This window comes from Stenotrophomonas sp. NPDC077421 (genome assembly GCF_049545505.1).
GTDB lineage: Bacteria > Pseudomonadota > Gammaproteobacteria > Xanthomonadales > Xanthomonadaceae > Stenotrophomonas > Stenotrophomonas nematodicola.
The window spans coordinates 75,899-92,966 of sequence record NZ_JBMWDP010000010.1 but is presented as its reverse complement, the minus strand read 5'-3'; the positions used below and the strand labels follow the sequence as shown (position 1 = coordinate 92,966).

Sequence of the window (17,068 nt, the reverse complement as noted above, 5' to 3'; positions counted from 1 at the left end):
TACGGAACGCTGTTGGATGGACGCCGCTTCGATCATCACCCTGCTGACGCCGCGCCTGCGCCTGCGTGCCCAGACCCTGGACGACTTCCCGGCCTACGCGGCGTTTCTCGCCTCGGCGCGGTCGGGCGGGGTGGGCGGGCCCTATGACCAACGCGGCGCGTGGGGCCTGTTCTGCCACGACCTGGCGAACTGGCACTTTTTCGGCCACGGCGCGTTGATGATCGAGCACCGCGACACCGGCGCCTGCATCGGCCAGGTCGGCATCAACCACGGTCCGCTGTTCCCGGAGAAGGAGCTGGGCTGGCTGCTGTATGCCGGGCAGGAGGGCCAGGGCTATGCCACCGAAGCCGCCACCGCGCTGCGTGATTGGGCGTACACGACGTTGGCGCTGGACACGCTGGTCAGCTACATGAGTCCCGGCAATGTGGCTTCCGCGCGGGTCGCGCAGCGCATGGGCGCTGTGCGCGATGATGCGGCGCCGCGTGCGGACCCCATGGACCTGGTCTACCGACACCGGCGCTGAGTGCGTGCATTGTCATGCGCCGCGCACGGGTCTATAAGGCGGAGGGACCCCGCCGCACAGACCTGCCATGTCGACCAGACCGCCTGCGCGCCCCGCATCTGAAGCACCCCGCCTGCTGTCCGGCGGCAATCCGCAGATCGCCAAAGGCGACGGCGATGCGCCCGTGCAGGCGTACATCGCGGCCATGCCTGGTTGGAAACGCGCCGTTGGCGCGCGGCTGGACACGCTGATCGTGGCCGCCGTTCCCGGCGTGCACAAGGCAGTGAAGTGGAATTCGCCGCTGTATGGCCAGCCGGGCGACGGCTGGTTCCTCAGCCTGCATTGCTTCACCGGCTACATCAAGGTGGCCTTCTTCCGCGGCCTGTCGCTGCAGCCGGTGCCCCCGGTGGCGTCGCGCAGCCAGGACACGCGCTACCTGCACATCGAGGAACATGTACCGCTGGATGAAGCGCAGTTCACGCGCTGGGTGGAACAGGCCAGCAGCCTGCCCGGCGAACGCATGTAACGCCATCCTTGTTCCCTTGCCCCGTTGACCGCTTGCCAGGAGCCGACCATGACCCCGCGTACCGCCCCCGCCCTGCCTGCCACCGACCCCGGCCCCTCCGCTGCCCGGCAGATCGACGCGAAGATCGCCGCCCTCGACGACTGGCGCGGCGAGGTGCTGGCCCGCATCCGCACGATCATCCACGCGGCCGATCCGCAGGTCGTGGAAACCGTGAAGTGGCGGGGCGTGCCGGTGTGGGAGCACGACGGCATCCTGTGCACCGGCGAAACCTACACGTCGGCGGTGAAGATGACCTTCGCCAAAGGCGCGTCGTTGCCGGATCCGGCCGGCCTGTTCAATGCCAGCCTGGACGGCAACACGCGCCGCGCCATCGATGTGCATGAGGGCGACACGCTCAACGCCACGGCGTTGAAAGCACTGATCCGCGCGGCGGTGGCGTTGAACGCGTCAAAGATGCGCGCGCTGGCGAAGAAGGCGGCTGCGCGGCCGGCGCGGAAGGTCGCCAGGAAGGTCTGACACCCGGCGAGGGCAGGGCAGCGCGCAACGCACTGGAGCCGGTCGGGCGGATCAGCCACCATGTCCGACTGCATGCGCGTCGCCGACGGCGGCCGTGCGCCTGTCCCCACGGTTTTCCAGGAATTGCCTGTGCTGAGTTTGGTTGCGTTGGTGCTGTCGTTGTATGTCGTCTGGCGGTTGGTATGGCCCTTGCGTGTGCCACGCGGGGCGCGCGGTGTGCTGGCGCTGCTGGTGGTGGCGATGGGGCTGCACCATCGCATCGTGGCAACCTTCGCCGGGACGATGGCATCCCCGGAGATTCCAGGCCCACTCATCGTCGTGCTGGCCACCGGCTTCATCGCAGTGCTGCTGTCCGCGCTCGCACTGCTTGCGCTCGATGGCCTGCTGCTTGGTGCCCGGCTCCTGCGGCGTCCGCAGGCGGTGGCCGCGCTGCGCCGTCCCTGGCTGCGTCCGGCCGCCGCCGCTGTGGCACTGCTGGTGTCGGCCTACGGCATCCAGCAGGGCATCGCCGTACCGAAGACGCGCCAGATCGAGGTCGCCATTGTCGGTCTCCCGGCACAGTTCGACGGCTACCGCGTGCTGCAGTTGACCGATCTCCACGCCAGCCGCCTGCTCACCGGGGACTGGGTGGCCGAGGTGGTGGCGCGCAGCAACGCGGTGGCGCCGGACCTGGTGGTGATCACCGGCGATCTGGTCGATGGCACCGTCGCGGCGCGCGCCGATGACATCCGTCCGCTCGGCCAGCTGCACGCACGCGATGGCGTGATCGCCATTACCGGCAATCATGAGTACTACGCCGACTACGCAGGCTGGATGCACACCTTCCGCGGCATGGGCATGCAGGTACTGGAGAACAGCCATGCGCAGATCCGGCGCAACGGGGCGACTTTGACCGTGGCGGGCGTGACCGACCCGGTCGCCACGCGCTACGACCTGCCGATGCCTGACCTCGACGCGGCGCTGGCGGGCGCCGATCCGGCGGCGCCAGTGATCCTGCTCGATCATCGCCCGCGCCAAGCGCATGCCCATGCCGCCCGCGGTGTGGCGCTGCAGTTGTCCGGGCATACGCACGGCGGCCATATCGTGGGCATGGACCAGCTGGTCAAGCGCGCCAACGGTGGCTTCGTGTCGGGCCGCTACGCGGTCGACGGCATGACGCTGTATGTCAGCAACGGTGCGGGCTTGTGGCCGGGCTTCGCGGCCCGCATCGGCGTGCCGTCGGAGATCACCCTGATCACGCTGCGCAGCGCCCGGCAGCCGTAGATCAGCGCGGTCGGCACGCGCGCTATAGTCCACCCCGGCGGCGAGGTGCCGCGTGGCGGAGATCCACTGCATGCTGAGTCAGGTGGCCATCGGGCTGGTGGTATTCAATCTGGTCGTGTCGCTGTACGCGTGGCGCCGGCTGAAAGGGTCTGCACGCCGGCGCGTGGGCATGCTGGCCATTGTCTGGCTGCTGCCGGTGTTCGGTGCGCTGCTCGGCGTGCTGATCACCTTCATGGACCGCACGCCGGGCCAGCCCTCGCGCAGCAGTGGCAGCACCACGCAGGACCCGGCGGATGGTGCCTATCCGTATTCCTACACCAGCAGCGATGCGGCTGGCACGGGCTGGAGTGGCGGCTGTGACAGTGGCGACAGCGGTGGCGGCAGCGATGGTGGGGGTGGCTGTGACGGTGGCGGTGGGGGCGACTGAGCCGCTAGACCGACGGTTGCACTGCGGTGTTCCGCGCGGTCCCGCTCGACGCTGGTGCCAGCGCATGTTCGACCGCCCTTCGCAGCAGGGTGGGGCCGATGTAGTGGCGGTGCACATGATCGATCAGCAGCATGTAGATCCGGCCGAACCGGTTGAGGGTACGCACCCGTGTGCCGAGCGACACCCGCGCGCTGCCGTCCTCCAGGTACTGCACGCTCACGCAGGAGCGGAACTGCAGATGGCGGTCGTCGGCACCGAGCATGACCTCGGCCCGGCGATCGTCGGCTGCCAGCGCCTGGGCCAGCACGGGGAAGCGGCCGGCGAACAGTTCGCGTCGATCCTCCGACAGCAGTGAGGACACCGGGCAGCCGAGCGGTGAGGTGCGCAACCGCAGCGGTGCCACCAGCACATTGCGCAGGGCCATCAGGCGACCCACCGACGCCGGCGGATTGCGCACGAACCCGTCGAGCACCGCCTCCAGCAGGCGGCGTGCAGAGGGCGTGCCGGACGCGCGCGGTGGCAGGGTGAGGAAGGCATGATCCTGATGGTGGCAGCCGTCGGGAAACGCGTGCCGTAGCAGGGAGTCGGCCGGCGGCGCCGGATGGCGCGTCACCGGCATCGGTGCTGCCGGGCGGCGCACGTGCCCGCGCGACGGGGCCTGCATCGACAGGGTCACGCGCGGCACACTGTCCATGTCGAGTTCGTCCAGCAGGCGCTGCACGACCGGCGGCAGGGTATCGGTCAGCGTGGGAAGGTCGGCGCTGCCATCGGCCACGCGCGCGCGCTGCGCGTCGGACAGCGCGCCGGCGCGGTCGTCAGGATGGCAGGACAGGGCGAACAATGCCGGGTGCGGCGGTCGCCGGCTGACGAACTGGTGCCAGGTGCCGCCGCCGAAGCGCACGGTGAACAGGCAGTCCGGCGGAATGTCCACGCAGCGCAATGCCTGCACGAACGCCGCAGGCGCGTGGTCCAACTGTGCGTCCGTGACGGTCGAGAAGCGCAGCTGTGCGCCGCCGCTGCCGGCAATGGCGGTGAACATGCGTGGCCCGGCGTGGCGGTGGAACGGGTGCCCCTGCGGTCCAACCGCGAAGGAGTACAACGACGATGCATCGCCGTGCGCCAGATGCATGTCGCCGAGGCGGGCGGAGGGCTCGTCCAGGGCGTCGACGAACTGCGGATGGGCGGCCTGTCGCGCGCCGGCATCGTTCACGGCCTGGTCGCCGGCACCGATGCCGAGCCGGGTGATCACGGTGACTTCGACGGGGCTGCCGTCGCCGACGGAGGGCAGGTGGATGCTGGGAAACGAACGACTGGGAAGGGTCACGTCCAGCATGCCGGGCTCCTTATCCGGTGGGGGTCCTGCGCCGCGCGCGGGCGCGGCTTTCGCGCTGCAGCGGCCCGCCGACCGGGCACACTTCGGCGGCCCAGGCGAACAGGGTGTTGGCCAGCCGGTCAGGCACCTGGCGGAAGTACACGAACTGGCCCCGCTTCTCGCGCTCGATCAGGCCGGCGTCTTCGAGGATGCGCAGATGGCTGGACAGGGCCGGCTTGCTGAAATCGAAGCGTTCGCCCAGTTCGCCGGCACTCAGCTCGCCGCCATTGAGGTAGGCGAGGATCTGGCGGCGGGCAGTGGAGGCGAGGGCGTCGAAGATGCGGTCCATGACCATCAGTTAACTAATTCGTTAATTAATGGTGTTCTGCCCGCGCGCCGATGTCAAGCGCCCGTCGGCACCACTCGGTCACCTGCAGCCGTTGCCCTGCGACGCACTTCACGCGCCATTGGCACCGGGTGGTCCACCAGGCCCGGTGATGTGAAGGGCAAGGCAGCGTCCGTGCACGGCGGGGTCACCGGCCGGCACGGACGCTGTCCGTCCCTTCCCGAGTGGAACCGCCATGACCACCCTGACCCTGCACGACCTGGCCAAGAAGATGGCCGGCATCGACTTCACCCTGCTGCAGACCCATACCGACAGCGGCGACATCGCCGGCCGTCCGATGAGCAACAACGGCGACGTCGACTACGACGGCGACAGCTGGTTCTTCTCGCTGGAAGACACTGATGCGGTGCGTCAGATCCAGCGCAACCCCAAGGTGGCGCTGAGCTTCACCGGGAAGAAGTCACTGCTCGGCAAGCCGCCGCTGTTCGTGGCGGTGCAGGGCCGGGCGGCGCTGGTGCGCGACAGGGCGACGATGCAGCAGCATTGGGTGAAGGATCTGGAGCGCTGGTTCGACCAGGGCGTGGATACGCCCGGCCTGCTGCTCATCCATGTCGCCGCCACGCGCATCCATTACTGGGACGGTGAAGACGAGGGCGAGATCCTGCGCTGAGGTCCGGCCGCGATGTCCCGCCAACCGCCGGCGCCGCCGGTCCAGGTCGGATGCGCCGGCTGGTCCATCCCGACCCGTGACGCCGCGCTGTTCGGGGCGGGCGACAGCCTGCTTGCGCGATACGCCACGCGGTTCAGCGTGGTCGAGATCAACTCCTCGTTTTACCGGGCCCATCAGCGTCGTACGTACGAGCGTTGGGCAGCCACGGTGCCGGCGCACTTCCGCTTCTCGGTGAAGATGCCCCGCGCGGTGTCGCATGAGGCGGGCCTGGTCGGCGCAGGCCCGTTGCTGGATCGCTTCCTGGGTGAAGTGGCCGGTCTGGGGCCGCATCTGGGCGCGTTGCTGCTGCAGCTGCCGCCGTCACTGACCTTCGATGCGCGCCGCGTATCGGCCTTCCTGCGTGCGCTGCGCCGGCGTACGCGTGCGCCGGTGGTCTGCGAGCCGCGTCATGCCAGTTGGTTCGATCCGCGGGCCGATGCGTTGCTGCAGCGACATGGGGTGGCACGCGCGGCGGTTGATCCGGTCGTGCATCCGCAGTCGGCCGTTCCCGGTGGCGCGCCCACGCCAGCCTACTGGCGCTGGCACGGCTCACCCCGCATGTACTACAGCGACTACCCCGACGCCGCACTCGCGGCGCTGGCCGCCGCGGTGCAACGCCATCTGCCTGCGCATGCACCGGCGTGGGTCATCTTCGACAACACCGCGCAGGGCTTCGCCGTGCCCAATGCGGCACGGCTGCAGGTGCTGCTGGCCGGCATGGGCAGCGCGGGGTGAAGGGTACGCGGCGCGGCTGCTGTACGATGCGCGGGTCCCACGCCGTTACGCGCGTCCTGCGCGGTCCGTTCCCGACCGCCCGCTTCGCTCCACTTCCTGACTGCCGCTTTCCGCGTGGAGGCCGCCGTCGCCGTACCCCTACGGAGCGCACATGCCGGGCTATACCACCCGCATTCTCACCATTCCGGTTGCAGGCCACGACTTCCGCATCCGCGCACTCAGCGATCTGCAGCAGTTTGCCGACCCCACCGGCCGCGCCCAGCGCGCCGGCATCCACTCCTCGCTGTGGAGCCTGTTCGGCCAGATATGGCCAGCCGGGCGGGTGCTGGCCGAGACCATGAGCCGCGTCGATATCGCCGGCAAGCGCATCCTCGAGCTGGGGTGCGGTCTGGGCCTGTCCAGTCTGGTGCTGGCGCATCGCGGGGCCGATGTGGTGGCCAGTGACCACCATCCGTTGGCCGAGTCGTTCCTGGCCTACAACGCCGGCCTCAACGATCTTCCGGCGATCCACTACCGCGATCTGCCCTGGGAACTGCCGGATACGACACTGGGCCGGTTCGACCTGATCATCGGCAGCGATGTGCTGTACGAACGCGGGCACGGCGTGCAGATCGCCGCGATGATGGAGCGCCATGCGCGACCGGATGCCGAGCTGCTGCTCACCGACCCCGGGCGCGGCAATGTCGGAGGCTTCTCGCGCGCGATGGCGTTGCAGGGGTATGCGGTCAGCGAGGAGTACGGCCTGTTCGAGGACGAGGGCAATGCCCCGGGGCGTGGCCGTCTGCTGCGCTACACCCGCTAGGCTGGCAGTGTGACCGCCGTGGTCTGAGCCGGGATGACATGGCGTGGAGGCCCGATGCCGTAGGCTCGCCAGCCATGTCCCTGTCGTGGAGCCCGACCGCATGCGTGATGCCGAACCGATGATCAGTGGCGTGCCCGCAGCGCCTGCCGGACGCTCGCGCTCGATGCTGATCGCCGGCCTGTCCACGGTGGTGGAGTGGTACGACTTCACGCTGTACCTGTACCTGGCCACGGTGGTGTCGCGGGTGTTCTTCGGGGGCGGCGAGCATGCGTTGCTGGCCACCCTGGCCGGGTTCGCCGTGTCCTATCTGATGCGCCCGCTGGGGGCGCTGTGCTTTGGCCATCTCGGCGACCGCTTCGGGCGGCGCGTGATGATGCTGGCCTCGATGCTGCTGATGACCGTGGCCATGCTGGCCACCGCGCTGTTGCCCACGTTCGCCACGCTGGGCACCACTGCCGGGGTGCTGTTGCTGCTGCTGCGCTGCCTGATGGCGTTCTCGGTCGGTGGCGAGTACACCGGCGTGGTCGCCTACCTGCTGGAATCCGCGCCGCCGCGGCGGCGGGGGTTGATCACTTCGCTGGCGTCGGCTGCCAGTGAGGTGGGCGCGCTGCTGGCGGTGGGGCTGTCGGCATTGACCGTTGCGTTGTTGAGCACGGCGCAGCTGGATGCGTGGGGCTGGCGCATTCCGTTCTTTGTCGGGGCTGCCCTCGCTGGTGCGATCCTGCTGGCACGCTCGCGGATGCAGGAATCGCCGGAGTTCGAACGGCAACAGGCGGCTGGCACCGTGCCGGTGTCACCCATCCGCGACACCTGGCGGCATCATCGCAGCGCGGTGGCGCGCACCTTCGCGATTTCCGCGCTCGGTTCGATCACCTACTACGTGGGCATCACCTACGTTCCGGCGTTTCTCGGCTCGGTGGGCAAGGTCGGGGAGTCGACGGCGTTGTGGTTGTCCACCGTGGCGGCAGTGGCCGTGATCGGGGTGACGCCGCTGGCCGGCGCGCTGTCGGACCGGATCGGTCGACGCCCGGTACTGATCGCGCTGGCGCTGCTGTCGGCGCTGCTGCCGTTGGGCATGTTCGCGGTGATGGCCGCGGGCAGCACCGTGCAGATCGCTGTTGCCGCCGTGGTGCTGGCCTGCCTGGCCGGAGGCGTCAGTGCGGTCGCCGCCCCGGCGACCGCTGAACAGTTCCCGGGCGAAGGCCGCCTCAGCGGGCTGGCGCTGGGCGTGACGATGGCGACGGCGTTCTTCGGCGGCGCCACGCCGCTGGTCGCCGAACTGCTGGTCCGGCACAGCGGGTGGTCCGCTGCGCCGGGCGCGATGATCGCGCTGGTGGCCGTGCTGGTCCTGCCGGTGATGTGGACGCTGCGCGAGACGCGTCCTCAGAACTTCCAGCGCAGGCTGGCCGAGACGAAGCGCGGCTCACCGTAGTTGTTGTAGTCCAGGTTGGCCCAGTAGGTCTTGTCCAGCGCGTTGCGCACGCTGAGGGTGGCCATCCAGTTGTCGCTGATGCGGTAGTTGGCGTTGAGGTTCACCAGCATGTACGCCGGCTGGTTGACGGTGACGGTGCCACCCAGCGGGTAGGGGATGTTGTAGCCGCGGACCCTGCTCTGCCATGAGAACCCGCCGCCCAGGCTCAGCCGCTCCAGCGCGCCGGACAGCTGCACGGTGGTGTTGAGCTGCAGGAAGTCTTCGGGCAGGTTGGCGTAGATCAGGTCGGTCGCCGCACGGGTCACCTTGACGTGCGTGTAGCCGGCATTGACTGTCCAGCCCGGCAGAATCTGGCCGTTGACGTCCACTTCCCAGCCACGTGACTTCGTGCCGTTCACGCCCACGTACGCCGAGCTGCCATCGCTCAGCGACCCGTCCGGCTGGGTCATGTCGCGCACCGCGTAGTTGTCCTGCTTGGCCTCGAAGATCGCCGCGTTGGCGGTCAGGCGGCCATCGAACCACTGCGACTTGATGCCCGCTTCCAGGTTGGAGCCCTGCACCGGCGCGAGCAGGTTCTCATTCCTGTCCTTGAAATTCTGCGGGTTGAAGATCTCGGTGTAGCTGGCATAGACCGACAGCGCCGGCAGGATCTCGTACACCAGGCCCACATACGGCGTGACCTCGTCGGTGACCTTGTACTGGCCGCTGGTGGCGGTATACGCACCGCGCGTGTTGTAGGCGCGGGTCAGGGTTTCCCAGCGGCTCAGGCGCGCGCCGGCGATCAGCGACAGCGGATCGGCCAGACGCAGGCGGGTGGAGGCGTACACGCCGCTCTGCGTGGTGCGTTGGACGCGGCGGGCGCCGGTGCGGCTGGCGGTCAGCTCGGGGATGTCGCCGTCCCAGGTGTACAGGTTCGGGATGTCGTAGCGCCAGGTGTTGACCGGGGTGAGCGTCCAGGTGGTCGATTCCAGGTCCGACCAGCTGCCACCCACCACCACATCGTGCTCGCGGCCGAACAGCGCGAAACTGCCCGACAGAAACACGTCCACGCCGTTGCGGGTGTCCTCGGCGTCACCGGCACCGGCCATCAGGGTCACGCCGCTGCCCGTGGTGGGATCGGGATAGCCGCTGCCGTACACGCGCACGTTCTGCACATTGCCTTCGGTGTGAGCCGCATTGACCCTCAGCATCCAGTTCTCACCGAATGTCTGCTCCAGATTGGCGAACGCGGTGCTGGTCTCGCGCTGCCAGCGTGTCCACTTCGGGGCCATGTTGGTTTCGCGCGGGAGGTGCGCAAAGCTGCCATCGCTGTTGAAGAACGGCACGGTACCCCAGGTCGAGCCGACCGGGTTGTTGTCCTGGCGCTGGTAGCCCACGGTGACGGTGGTGCTGTCGGTGAGGTCGCCTTCCAGCACCGCCATCCCGGACATTTTGTCTTCGGTGTAGCGGTCGTAGTAGTAGTCGCGGTCCTGGTAGGCGGCGACCACGCGGCTGCGGAAACGGCCATCGGCGGTCAGCGGCGCGTTGACGTCCGCTTCCATGCGGCGGAAATCCCAGCTGCCGGCGCTGATCGCGAAGGACGCATCGAACTCGCGACCGGGGCGCTTGCGCAGCAGGTTGACCGTGGCCGAGGGAATACCGGCACCGCTGAGCAGGCCGTTGGCGCCGCGGATCACCTCGATGCGGTCGTAGAACGCGGTGTCATATTCCTGGTTGGTGGACCCGCTGTAGGTGGGCAGGCCATCCACCTGGAAGTCGGTGATGGTGAAGCCACGCGCGTAGTAGAGCGGGCGCTGGGTATCGTAGAAGGACACGTTGACGCCGGTGACGTTGCGCATCACGTCGTTGATGCTGTACAGCGATTCGCTCTGCAGGCGTTCCAGGCCGATCACGCTGGTCGACTGCGGGGTCTCCTGCAGCGTGATGGGCAGGCGCGTACTGCTCGACGGCGTGGCCTGGGCGGCGACTACGCGGACCTTGTCCAGGGTCCTGGCGTCGGTGGTGCCGGCTGCATCGGTGGCGGCATCGGCCAGCGCCAGCGACGGGGTCAGTGACAGCACGGAGAGCAGGGCCAGGCCCAGCGGCGCACGGCGGGGGGAGCGGAGCGGACGGTCACGGAAAGACATGCAGGGGTCTCGAATCGGTCTCGGGAGAGGGGGCAGCACAGCGGCCCGACGCGACAGCGCCAGGCGACAGGTCCTTCTGAAGGCGGCGCGGGCAAGCGTCCGCCAGGGGTGCCGTGGAGCGTTCAGCGGGGCAGACGGCAGTCCGTTGAGACCGTCCAGCACCCGCACCGGCGATGCAGCGGGGTGCAAATGTAAAGCGTTCGCATTCGCTTTACAAATAGTCACTGCGACGCCAAGGGGCGCGGAGGGTCGTGCGGGACGACATTGGCGGCCGGTATCCGCGTCGACGGGTGCCGCGACGGGCCGCAGCATCCGGCCGGCCCCCGGCGGGGGCCGCTCCGGCAAAGGCGCCCGGTGGCGGGCGCCGCAGGCCTTACAGTGCCTGGAGTTCTTCGTTGGCGTTGCGCTTCTTCTCGGCCGGTGCGTTGGCCGGCGGGGTCAGCATCACCGCCGGCGACGTGTCCACCGGCACGTCCAGGTAGGGCAGCTTCAGGGTTTCGCTGGTCTGGCGGCGCACTTCGTTGGTCAGCGCCGCGCTGTCGTTGAGCTTTCGCCCGTACGACGGCACGATCTGCTTCAGCCGCGTTTCCCACCCGGCCGCCATCTGCTCGGGGAAGGCCTTCCTGAGCAGCTCCAGCATGATCGGCGGCGAGGTCGAGGCGCCCGGAGACGCACCCAGCAGGGCCGCGAGGGTGTGGTCCTTGTCGGTCACGATCTCGGTGCCGAACTGCAGGATCGCGCCCTTCTCCGGATCACGCTTGATGATCTGCACCCGCTGCCCGGCGGTGACCAGTGTCCAGTCCTCGCGCTTGGCGCTGGGAAAGTACTTGACCAGTTCGGCCTGGCGGTCGTCGTCGTTCAGGCGCGCCTGGCCCATCAGATACTTCACCAGGTCCAGGTTCTCGGCGCCCACGTCGAGCATGCCGGCCACGTTGTTGTGGTTCACCGACGAATACAGATCGAACCACGACCCGTGCTTGAGGAACTTGGTGCTGTACAGCGCGAAGGGCCCGAACAGCACCACCGGCTTGCCATCCAGCTTGCGCGCATCCAGGTGCGGCACCGACATCGGCGGCGAGCCGGTCTCGGCCATGCCGTATGCCTTCACCCCGTGACGCCCGGCGATGGCCGGCGACTGGAACGCCAGGAACTGGCCGCCCACCGGGAAGCCGGCGTAGTTCTTCGACTCCGGGATGCCCGACAGCTGCAGCAGCTTCAACGCGGCACCACCGGCACCAATGAACACAAAGCGCGACTTGATGGTCGACTCGGTGCCCGAGGTGAGGTCCTTCACGGTGACGTTCCAGCTCTTGTCATCGTTCTGGCGCAGCGCGCCGACTTCATGCTTCAGATGCAGCTGGAAGTTCGGGCTGCGCTGCAGGCCGGCGGTGAGCTGGCGGGTGATCACGCCGAAGTTCACGTCGGTGCCCAGCGGCATCCAGGTGGCCGCCACCTTCTGCTTCGGATCGCGGCCTTCCATCAACAGCGGTGCCCACTCCCGGATCTGCGCGGGATCTTCGGAGTACTGCATGCCGTAGAACAGCGGGTTCTTCACCAGCGCCTGCTGGCGCTTGTGCAGATAGGCGATGTTGTCGTCGCCCCACACAAAGCTCATGTGCGGGGTGGGGTTGATGAAGTCCGACGGCTGGCTCAGGCGGCCGGCCTTGACCTGGTGCGACCAGAACTGGCGCGAGATCTCGAACTGCTCGGCGATGCCCACCGCACGCTTGGTCTCGATGCTGCCATCGGGCAGTTCCGGGGTGTAGTTGAGTTCGGCGAACGCCGAATGCCCGGTGCCGGCGTTGTTCCAGCCGTCCGAGCTTTCCAGCGCGACGCCGTCGAGGCGCTCATAGAGCTGGATGTTCCAGTCCGGCTGCAGTTCCTGCAGGAACGTGGCCAGGGTGATGCTCATGATGCCGCCGCCGATCAGGACCACGTCCACCGGCTTGTCGTTGCCGGCGGCGGGGACCGAGCGCTGGGTCAGCGGCCAGTACAGGAAGAGGGCCGATGCCAGCAGCAACAGCACGAGCAGGCCGAGGGCGACCTTCGCTATTTTTTTCATGGGGATCCCAGAGGAAGGAGACGTGAACAGGATGCCGCCGCTGCCGGGGACGCCCGTGAAAACAGGGGTCACAGCGGTTCCTTGGCGCGGATTCTAGCCCTTTCCGGTACGGATTTGGTGCAACGCAGCATCCGATGGGGTGACCCCACCGGTTCCCGCAGGTAAACTGAATGCGCAACGGATCGCTACGAAAGAGACAGGTACGCAATGGCAAGGACGCTGGTTGTGGTCGGTGACCACCTCCATCTGGGCGGCACGGTACTGGCCGGCTCGCCCTTCACGGATATCGACGGACGCGCAGTGGCCCGGGTCAACGACGCGGTGCTGTGCAGCAAGCACGGCCCCGGCGTGATCGCCAGCGGCGACGCCACCCTGATCATCGACGGCAACCCGGTCGCCCGGCATGGCGACAAGGCCAGCTGTGGCTGCACGCTGCTGGCCGGCCAGCAGGCGACGGTGAGCGTGGAGGCCGGCGGTGGCGGTGGCGGTGGTGGTAGCGGTGGGTCCGGCAACGCCGCCGCGGTGCTCGCCGCCGCAGTCTCCATCGCGGCGGCAGTGCTGAAGGCGAGCAAGCCTGCCGATGCGCCACCGGCCGCGCCCGAGGAGGCCCCGCAATGCTGGGTGAGTGACCATGAGGCGAAGATCGCGGTGAACGCCGACGGGCGCTATTCCGAAACGTTCGACCCGGCGGGCACCCGCTACGACTGGACGTTCCCGGTGACCTACAGCATCGCCGTGCCGCTCAGGTCCGGCGGGGATGTCGTGGTGTCGATCAAGGTCCGCGTGCAGCCGCTGGCCGGCGTCACCGCCGGCGACGTCACCACGGCCAAGCTGCGCATGATGGAAGGCGTGGATACCTACTGGAACGGCAAGTTCACCCTGGCGGTCAACGACCCGCAGTGCGGCACGCGCACGTTCCCGATCCGCTATGCGATCCAGTGGGTGGACGGTGGCCAGGACTACACGCTGCAGCTGCACAAGGAGTACGACCGCGAAATGGTCGATCCGCCGCTGGTGTATGTCGCCACCACCACCGACCCCTGGACCTACGCGCACGAGTTTGCCCACACCCTGGGCCTGCCCGACGAGTATTCCGAGAACGAGGACGACGCCTCGGACACGGTGCGCTACATCCGCCCCGACGGCACTGTCGACCCCGTGGGGGTGGAGGCGATGGCCTACCGCGACAGCACCGACCCGCAGGCCACCATCATGTCCACGTACCATAGCGCCGGTACCCACCCCAGGCATGCCTGGAACATCGGTCGCGAGGTGCAGGAACTGCTCCGTCGCGAGCTCGGCCGGGAGCTGACATGCACCGTTTCCTGATTCCCCTGATTGCCCTGTTTGCCGTTTCACCTTCGTCTGCACAGAACCCAGAGCCTGCCCCCATGATCGAACTCCACGCCCGCTGCATCGACGACGCCCACTGCCGCTTCACCGGCGACGACGTCCGGGTGGAACTGGAACTGCGCAACGGCGGCCGCAGCGCGGTGGCGCTGCCGGTCGCCTTCCTGCGCAAGCGCGGCCCGGCGGTACGGCTGGTGGACCGCCATTCGGGCAAGGAAAAGCAGTTGCGCCGCAACCCGGTGGACGGCCTGATGCTGAAGGACCTGGAGACCCTGGCACCGGGCCAGTCGGTGCGTTTCAGCTGGCCGATCGTGCCGAAGGAAATCAACGATTTCGCGCTGCGCCCGGTCGATCTGGATGCGGTCTTCAGCTTCAACATCACCCCCGAACGCAAGGGTGCCGACGCCACCATCGTGCGCGCGAAGGTGCACATCGTGGACGGCCGCGCCGGGCTCGACGCGCGCTGAGCCGGCTGGCGGCCGGGGGGCTCAGGTCCCGCCCAGCGTGAAATACTCCAGCAGGAAGTAGGTCGCCTGGTACGCCAGCGCGGTCGCGGCCAGCAGCAGATGGGCGCGCCGCGATCGCAGCGCGACGCCCAGCCCGGCAATCAGCAGCATTGCCGCGGTGTGCAGCAGATAGGCCTCGCCCAGCGCCTGCCAGCGGCTGTGGCCCTTGATCGCCGTATCCCCCAGGTCCAGCAGGGTGATCAGCGCCAGCACCCCGAAAAAGCCGCTGCGACGCTGCAGCAGGTAGTTCTCCAGGCTGCCGAACTCGCGCACGTCGTCGGGGAACAGCAGCACGCACAGCATGTACCAGGCGGCGCAGTAGCCGATCACGAACACGTAGGTGCCGAAGGTCCAGTGCCGCACCTCGGTGAGCCGGAACTCCCACCACCAGAACGTCACCACCGAGACCAGCGCCCACGCCACCCAGCACAGGTGGACCCACGACAGTCCCCGGCGCTGGGGGTGCTCGATGATCGACGCCAGCCCGCGCAGCAGTGTGGTGATGCTCAGGCCGAGGATGATGCCGAGCACCACCCGGATATGCAGGAACAGCGGATCGCTTTCCATCGACGACCCCGTGGCGGGAATGGGCTGATGCTGCCCGCGCGCAGGTCAGCGGCGCGTGACCGCCGTCACCGCCGCGCTCGCGGGCTATCGCTTCTTCCGCACCAGCGCCGCCGAGGCCCCCAGCACCGCGCGGGTCAGCAGCGACATCGTCTGCACATCGCCCTTCCAGTGCTGCCAGTACAGCGGCACGTCTTCCCAGGCGCGCTGCTTCATCAGCACCAGCCGCCCGGCCTCCAGGTGGCGCTTGACCAGGGGCAGGGGATTCATGGTCCAGCCCAGCCCGCCGAGGTTGGCCTGCACGAATGCGCGGGTCGACGGAATCCACCAGGTCGGGGCGGTCAGCGGCAGGTCCTCACCGGCCAGGCGCCGGGCGAAGCGTGCCTGCAGGTCGTCCTTGCGGTTGAACACCAGCACCGGGGCCTGCGCCAGCGACTGCGCGTTGACGCCCTTGGCGAAGTGCTGGGCATGGAAGGCCGGGGTGCACGTGGCGGCGTAGCGGATGCTGCCCAGCGCGTGGATCTGGCAGCCCTGCACCGGCTCGTCCAGCGTGGTCACGGCACCCAGCACCGCGCCCTGGCGGAGCAGCGCGACTGTGTGGTCCTGGTCTTCCAGGCGCAGGTCCAGGGTGGTGCCGGTCTGTGCGGCGAAGCTGCGCGCAGCCTCGGGAAACCAGGTTTCCAGACTGTCGTGGTTGACCGCCACCGGGATGCTGGCGTGCGGGAGGTCCTCGTCGGCGATGCCCATGCGATGCAGGGCGTCGTGCTCGAGCAGCGCGGTCTGCTCGGCCAGCTGCACCAGCACCTGGCCTTCCGGGGTCGCCACCGCCGGGGACGAGCGCTTGACCAGCAGCCGGCCGACCCGGTCCTCCAGCGCCTTGATCCGTTGGGACACCGCCGAGGCGGTGACATTGAGCGACTGGGCGGCGCGCTCGAAACTGCCTTCGCGGACGACGGCGGCAAGGGCGCGGAGCTGGGCGTGGTCGATCCGCATGATCTTAAGTATGGCTAAAGGAGGTTAAGTAAGTTTAGCTCTACTTTTCCATGCTGCGGCGCGACAATACGCGCCATCCGGTGCTGTACGCCTTGGCGAGGCACCGCCCCCCGCAACACAGGTGGTCTCCCATGTTCTCCATCATTTCCGGCAGCGCCGGGCTCGCCGCATGGTTCAGCGGCGCCGCCACCGGCATTGGTCTGTTCGCCGTCGTCGGCGCGCAGAGCGCCTTCATCCTGCGCCAGGGCATCCTGCGCAAGCACATCGTGCCGGTCGTGGCGACCTGCGCGGCGATCGACGCCGCCTTCATTTTCGCCAGCGTCGCCGGCCTGCGCACCCTGACGCAGGCGCTGCCGTGGCTGACCACGGCGGTGCTGTGGGGCGGCGTGGCGTTCCTGGCCTGGTATGCGTGGCAGTCGGCGCGCCGCGCGCTGGCCGGCGGTGGCGGCGGCATGGACATGGACGACGGCGGCGACACCTCGCGCCGCGCGGTGCTGATGTCGGCCGTCGGCTTTTCGCTGATCAACCCGCACTTCTGGCTGGACATGATGGTGATCGGTTCGATTGCCGAGAACTTCGGTACGTCGCGCATGGCCTTCGCCGCCGGCGTGGTCACCGCCAGCTGCCTGTGGCTGACCGCGCAGGGGCTCGGCGCGCGCCTGCTGGCACCGTTGTTCACCAAGCCGAAGACCTGGCGCATCCTCGATGGCACCATCGCGGTGATCCTGTCGATCCTGGCGCTGACCCTCGCGTTCCGCGGTATGCATTGATACCTCTCTCCATCGATGCATGCCTTGAATGGCACCGTTCGCGGTGCCATTTTTCTGTGTGCTTTCCGCACTGGTTCCCGACCCTGCCTTCCGCCTAGAATCGGGCGCTTGGACATGAAGTCCGATA

18 protein-coding genes are annotated in these 17,068 nt (G+C 68.4%); 12 read left to right on the top strand and 6 right to left on the bottom strand.

Annotated features, from left to right (window positions below; genetic code table 11):
- Positions 1-16 precede the first annotated feature (16 nt).
- The 5 genes from ACPEH1_RS07720 to ACPEH1_RS07700 all read left to right on the top strand — a co-directional run bounded on the left by ACPEH1_RS07720 (position 17) and on the right by ACPEH1_RS07700 (position 3,234).
- Positions 17-523, top strand: coding sequence for a GNAT family N-acetyltransferase (locus tag ACPEH1_RS07720; RefSeq protein WP_423715573.1), 507 nt, complete (start codon positions 17-19; stop codon positions 521-523).
- Between the two features lie 67 nt (positions 524-590).
- Positions 591-1,028 (top strand): DUF1801 domain-containing protein, encoded by a 438-nt coding sequence (locus ACPEH1_RS07715; RefSeq protein WP_313241957.1) that lies wholly within the window; start codon positions 591-593, stop codon positions 1,026-1,028.
- A 48-nt stretch (positions 1,029-1,076) separates the two neighbouring features.
- The gene (locus ACPEH1_RS07710; protein WP_423715572.1) at positions 1,077-1,544 is read left to right on the top strand and encodes a DUF1801 domain-containing protein; all 468 of its coding nucleotides are present in this window, start codon (positions 1,077-1,079) and stop codon (positions 1,542-1,544) included.
- 72 nt (positions 1,545-1,616) lie between these two features.
- Entirely contained in the window at positions 1,617-2,807 is a 1,191-nt protein-coding gene (locus tag ACPEH1_RS07705) for a metallophosphoesterase (protein WP_208020034.1), read from the top strand.
- Between the two features lie 70 nt (positions 2,808-2,877).
- Positions 2,878-3,234: a hypothetical protein gene (locus ACPEH1_RS07700; RefSeq protein WP_017355761.1), complete on the top strand. Its 357-nt coding sequence runs from the start codon at positions 2,878-2,880 to the stop codon at positions 3,232-3,234.
- A gap of 4 nt (positions 3,235-3,238) precedes the next feature.
- Here the strand turns inward: ACPEH1_RS07700 and ACPEH1_RS07695 are convergent, their stop codons facing one another.
- Both ACPEH1_RS07695 and ACPEH1_RS07690 read right to left on the bottom strand, forming a co-directional pair.
- Complete coding sequence (locus tag ACPEH1_RS07695) at positions 3,239-4,567, bottom strand: DUF2867 domain-containing protein (RefSeq protein ID WP_423715571.1); 1,329 nt, start codon at positions 4,565-4,567, stop codon at positions 3,239-3,241.
- Positions 4,568-4,577: 10 nt separating this feature from the next.
- A complete protein-coding gene (locus ACPEH1_RS07690; RefSeq protein ID WP_017355763.1) occupies positions 4,578-4,901 on the bottom strand; it encodes an ArsR/SmtB family transcription factor in 324 nt (107 codons plus the stop codon).
- 226 nt (positions 4,902-5,127) lie between these two features.
- Here ACPEH1_RS07690 and ACPEH1_RS07685 point away from each other — a divergent pair, with 226 nt between their 5' ends.
- From ACPEH1_RS07685 to ACPEH1_RS07670, 4 genes are all read left to right on the top strand, one after another.
- The gene (locus tag ACPEH1_RS07685) at positions 5,128-5,562 is read left to right on the top strand and encodes a pyridoxamine 5'-phosphate oxidase family protein (RefSeq protein WP_423715570.1); all 435 of its coding nucleotides are present in this window, start codon (positions 5,128-5,130) and stop codon (positions 5,560-5,562) included.
- A gap of 12 nt (positions 5,563-5,574) precedes the next feature.
- Entirely contained in the window at positions 5,575-6,336 is a 762-nt protein-coding gene (locus ACPEH1_RS07680) for a DUF72 domain-containing protein (RefSeq protein WP_166472724.1), read from the top strand.
- Between the two features lie 151 nt (positions 6,337-6,487).
- Positions 6,488-7,138: a class I SAM-dependent methyltransferase gene (locus ACPEH1_RS07675; protein ID WP_423715569.1), complete on the top strand. Its 651-nt coding sequence runs from the start codon at positions 6,488-6,490 to the stop codon at positions 7,136-7,138.
- A 100-nt stretch (positions 7,139-7,238) separates the two neighbouring features.
- On the top strand, positions 7,239-8,570 hold the full coding sequence (locus tag ACPEH1_RS07670; RefSeq protein ID WP_243746322.1) for an MFS transporter: 1,332 nt from the start codon (positions 7,239-7,241) through the stop codon (positions 8,568-8,570).
- Here ACPEH1_RS07670 and ACPEH1_RS07665 read toward each other — a convergent pair.
- Together ACPEH1_RS07665 and mqo are read right to left on the bottom strand one after the other, a co-directional pair.
- A complete protein-coding gene (locus ACPEH1_RS07665; protein ID WP_166472726.1) occupies positions 8,522-10,696 on the bottom strand; it encodes a TonB-dependent siderophore receptor in 2,175 nt (724 codons plus the stop codon). The genes ACPEH1_RS07670 and ACPEH1_RS07665 overlap by 49 nt on opposite strands.
- Positions 10,697-11,069: 373 nt before the next feature.
- Positions 11,070-12,758 carry a malate dehydrogenase (quinone) gene (mqo, locus tag ACPEH1_RS07660; RefSeq protein WP_423715568.1) on the bottom strand — a complete coding sequence of 563 codons (1,689 nt, stop codon included), beginning with the start codon at positions 12,756-12,758 and terminating at the stop codon, positions 11,070-11,072.
- 207 nt (positions 12,759-12,965) lie between these two features.
- Here mqo and ACPEH1_RS07655 point away from each other — a divergent pair, with 207 nt between their 5' ends.
- Positions 12,966-14,087 (top strand): PAAR domain-containing protein, encoded by a 1,122-nt coding sequence (locus ACPEH1_RS07655; RefSeq protein ID WP_166472728.1) that lies wholly within the window; start codon positions 12,966-12,968, stop codon positions 14,085-14,087.
- A 62-nt stretch (positions 14,088-14,149) separates the two neighbouring features.
- Positions 14,150-14,575, top strand: coding sequence for a hypothetical protein (locus ACPEH1_RS07650; RefSeq protein ID WP_017355771.1), 426 nt, complete (start codon positions 14,150-14,152; stop codon positions 14,573-14,575).
- A gap of 21 nt (positions 14,576-14,596) precedes the next feature.
- On the opposite strand, the gene ACPEH1_RS07645 is transcribed toward ACPEH1_RS07650, so the two are convergent.
- Entirely contained in the window at positions 14,597-15,181 is a 585-nt protein-coding gene (locus ACPEH1_RS07645) for a hypothetical protein (protein ID WP_017355772.1), read from the bottom strand.
- 84 nt (positions 15,182-15,265) lie between these two features.
- A complete protein-coding gene (locus ACPEH1_RS07640; protein ID WP_136006147.1) occupies positions 15,266-16,171 on the bottom strand; it encodes a LysR family transcriptional regulator ArgP in 906 nt (301 codons plus the stop codon).
- A gap of 131 nt (positions 16,172-16,302) precedes the next feature.
- Between ACPEH1_RS07640 and ACPEH1_RS07635 the strand changes: the two genes are divergently transcribed.
- Positions 16,303-16,941 (top strand): LysE/ArgO family amino acid transporter, encoded by a 639-nt coding sequence (locus ACPEH1_RS07635; protein WP_136006149.1) that lies wholly within the window; start codon positions 16,303-16,305, stop codon positions 16,939-16,941.
- The last annotated feature ends 127 nt before the right edge of the window (positions 16,942-17,068 follow it).

Excerpts from the sequence above, each read along its gene's own strand:
- ACPEH1_RS07685 (WP_423715570.1), top strand. The coding sequence starts at position 5,128 with ATGACCACCCTGACCCTGCACGACCTGGCCAAGAAGATGGCCGGCATC.
- ACPEH1_RS07650 (WP_017355771.1), top strand. The coding sequence starts at position 14,150 with ATGATCGAACTCCACGCCCGCTGCATCGACGACGCCCACTGCCGCTTC.
- mqo (WP_423715568.1), bottom strand. The coding sequence starts at position 12,758 with ATGAAAAAAATAGCGAAGGTCGCCCTCGGCCTGCTCGTGCTGTTGCTG.
- ACPEH1_RS07675 (WP_423715569.1), top strand. The coding sequence starts at position 6,488 with ATGCCGGGCTATACCACCCGCATTCTCACCATTCCGGTTGCAGGCCAC.
- ACPEH1_RS07645 (WP_017355772.1), bottom strand. The coding sequence starts at position 15,181 with ATGGAAAGCGATCCGCTGTTCCTGCATATCCGGGTGGTGCTCGGCATC.
- ACPEH1_RS07665 (WP_166472726.1), bottom strand. The coding sequence starts at position 10,696 with ATGTCTTTCCGTGACCGTCCGCTCCGCTCCCCCCGCCGTGCGCCGCTG.
- ACPEH1_RS07720 (WP_423715573.1), top strand. The coding sequence starts at position 17 with ATGGACGCCGCTTCGATCATCACCCTGCTGACGCCGCGCCTGCGCCTG.
- ACPEH1_RS07700 (WP_017355761.1), top strand. The coding sequence starts at position 2,878 with ATGCTGAGTCAGGTGGCCATCGGGCTGGTGGTATTCAATCTGGTCGTG.
- ACPEH1_RS07635 (WP_136006149.1), top strand. The coding sequence starts at position 16,303 with ATGTTCTCCATCATTTCCGGCAGCGCCGGGCTCGCCGCATGGTTCAGC.
- ACPEH1_RS07705 (WP_208020034.1), top strand. The coding sequence starts at position 1,617 with ATGCGCGTCGCCGACGGCGGCCGTGCGCCTGTCCCCACGGTTTTCCAG.
- ACPEH1_RS07715 (WP_313241957.1), top strand. The coding sequence starts at position 591 with ATGTCGACCAGACCGCCTGCGCGCCCCGCATCTGAAGCACCCCGCCTG.
- ACPEH1_RS07670 (WP_243746322.1), top strand. The coding sequence starts at position 7,239 with ATGCGTGATGCCGAACCGATGATCAGTGGCGTGCCCGCAGCGCCTGCC.
- ACPEH1_RS07655 (WP_166472728.1), top strand. The coding sequence starts at position 12,966 with ATGGCAAGGACGCTGGTTGTGGTCGGTGACCACCTCCATCTGGGCGGC.
- ACPEH1_RS07690 (WP_017355763.1), bottom strand. The coding sequence starts at position 4,901 with ATGGTCATGGACCGCATCTTCGACGCCCTCGCCTCCACTGCCCGCCGC.
- ACPEH1_RS07710 (WP_423715572.1), top strand. The coding sequence starts at position 1,077 with ATGACCCCGCGTACCGCCCCCGCCCTGCCTGCCACCGACCCCGGCCCC.
- ACPEH1_RS07640 (WP_136006147.1), bottom strand. The coding sequence starts at position 16,171 with ATGCGGATCGACCACGCCCAGCTCCGCGCCCTTGCCGCCGTCGTCCGC.
- ACPEH1_RS07695 (WP_423715571.1), bottom strand. The coding sequence starts at position 4,567 with ATGCTGGACGTGACCCTTCCCAGTCGTTCGTTTCCCAGCATCCACCTG.
- ACPEH1_RS07680 (WP_166472724.1), top strand. The coding sequence starts at position 5,575 with ATGTCCCGCCAACCGCCGGCGCCGCCGGTCCAGGTCGGATGCGCCGGC.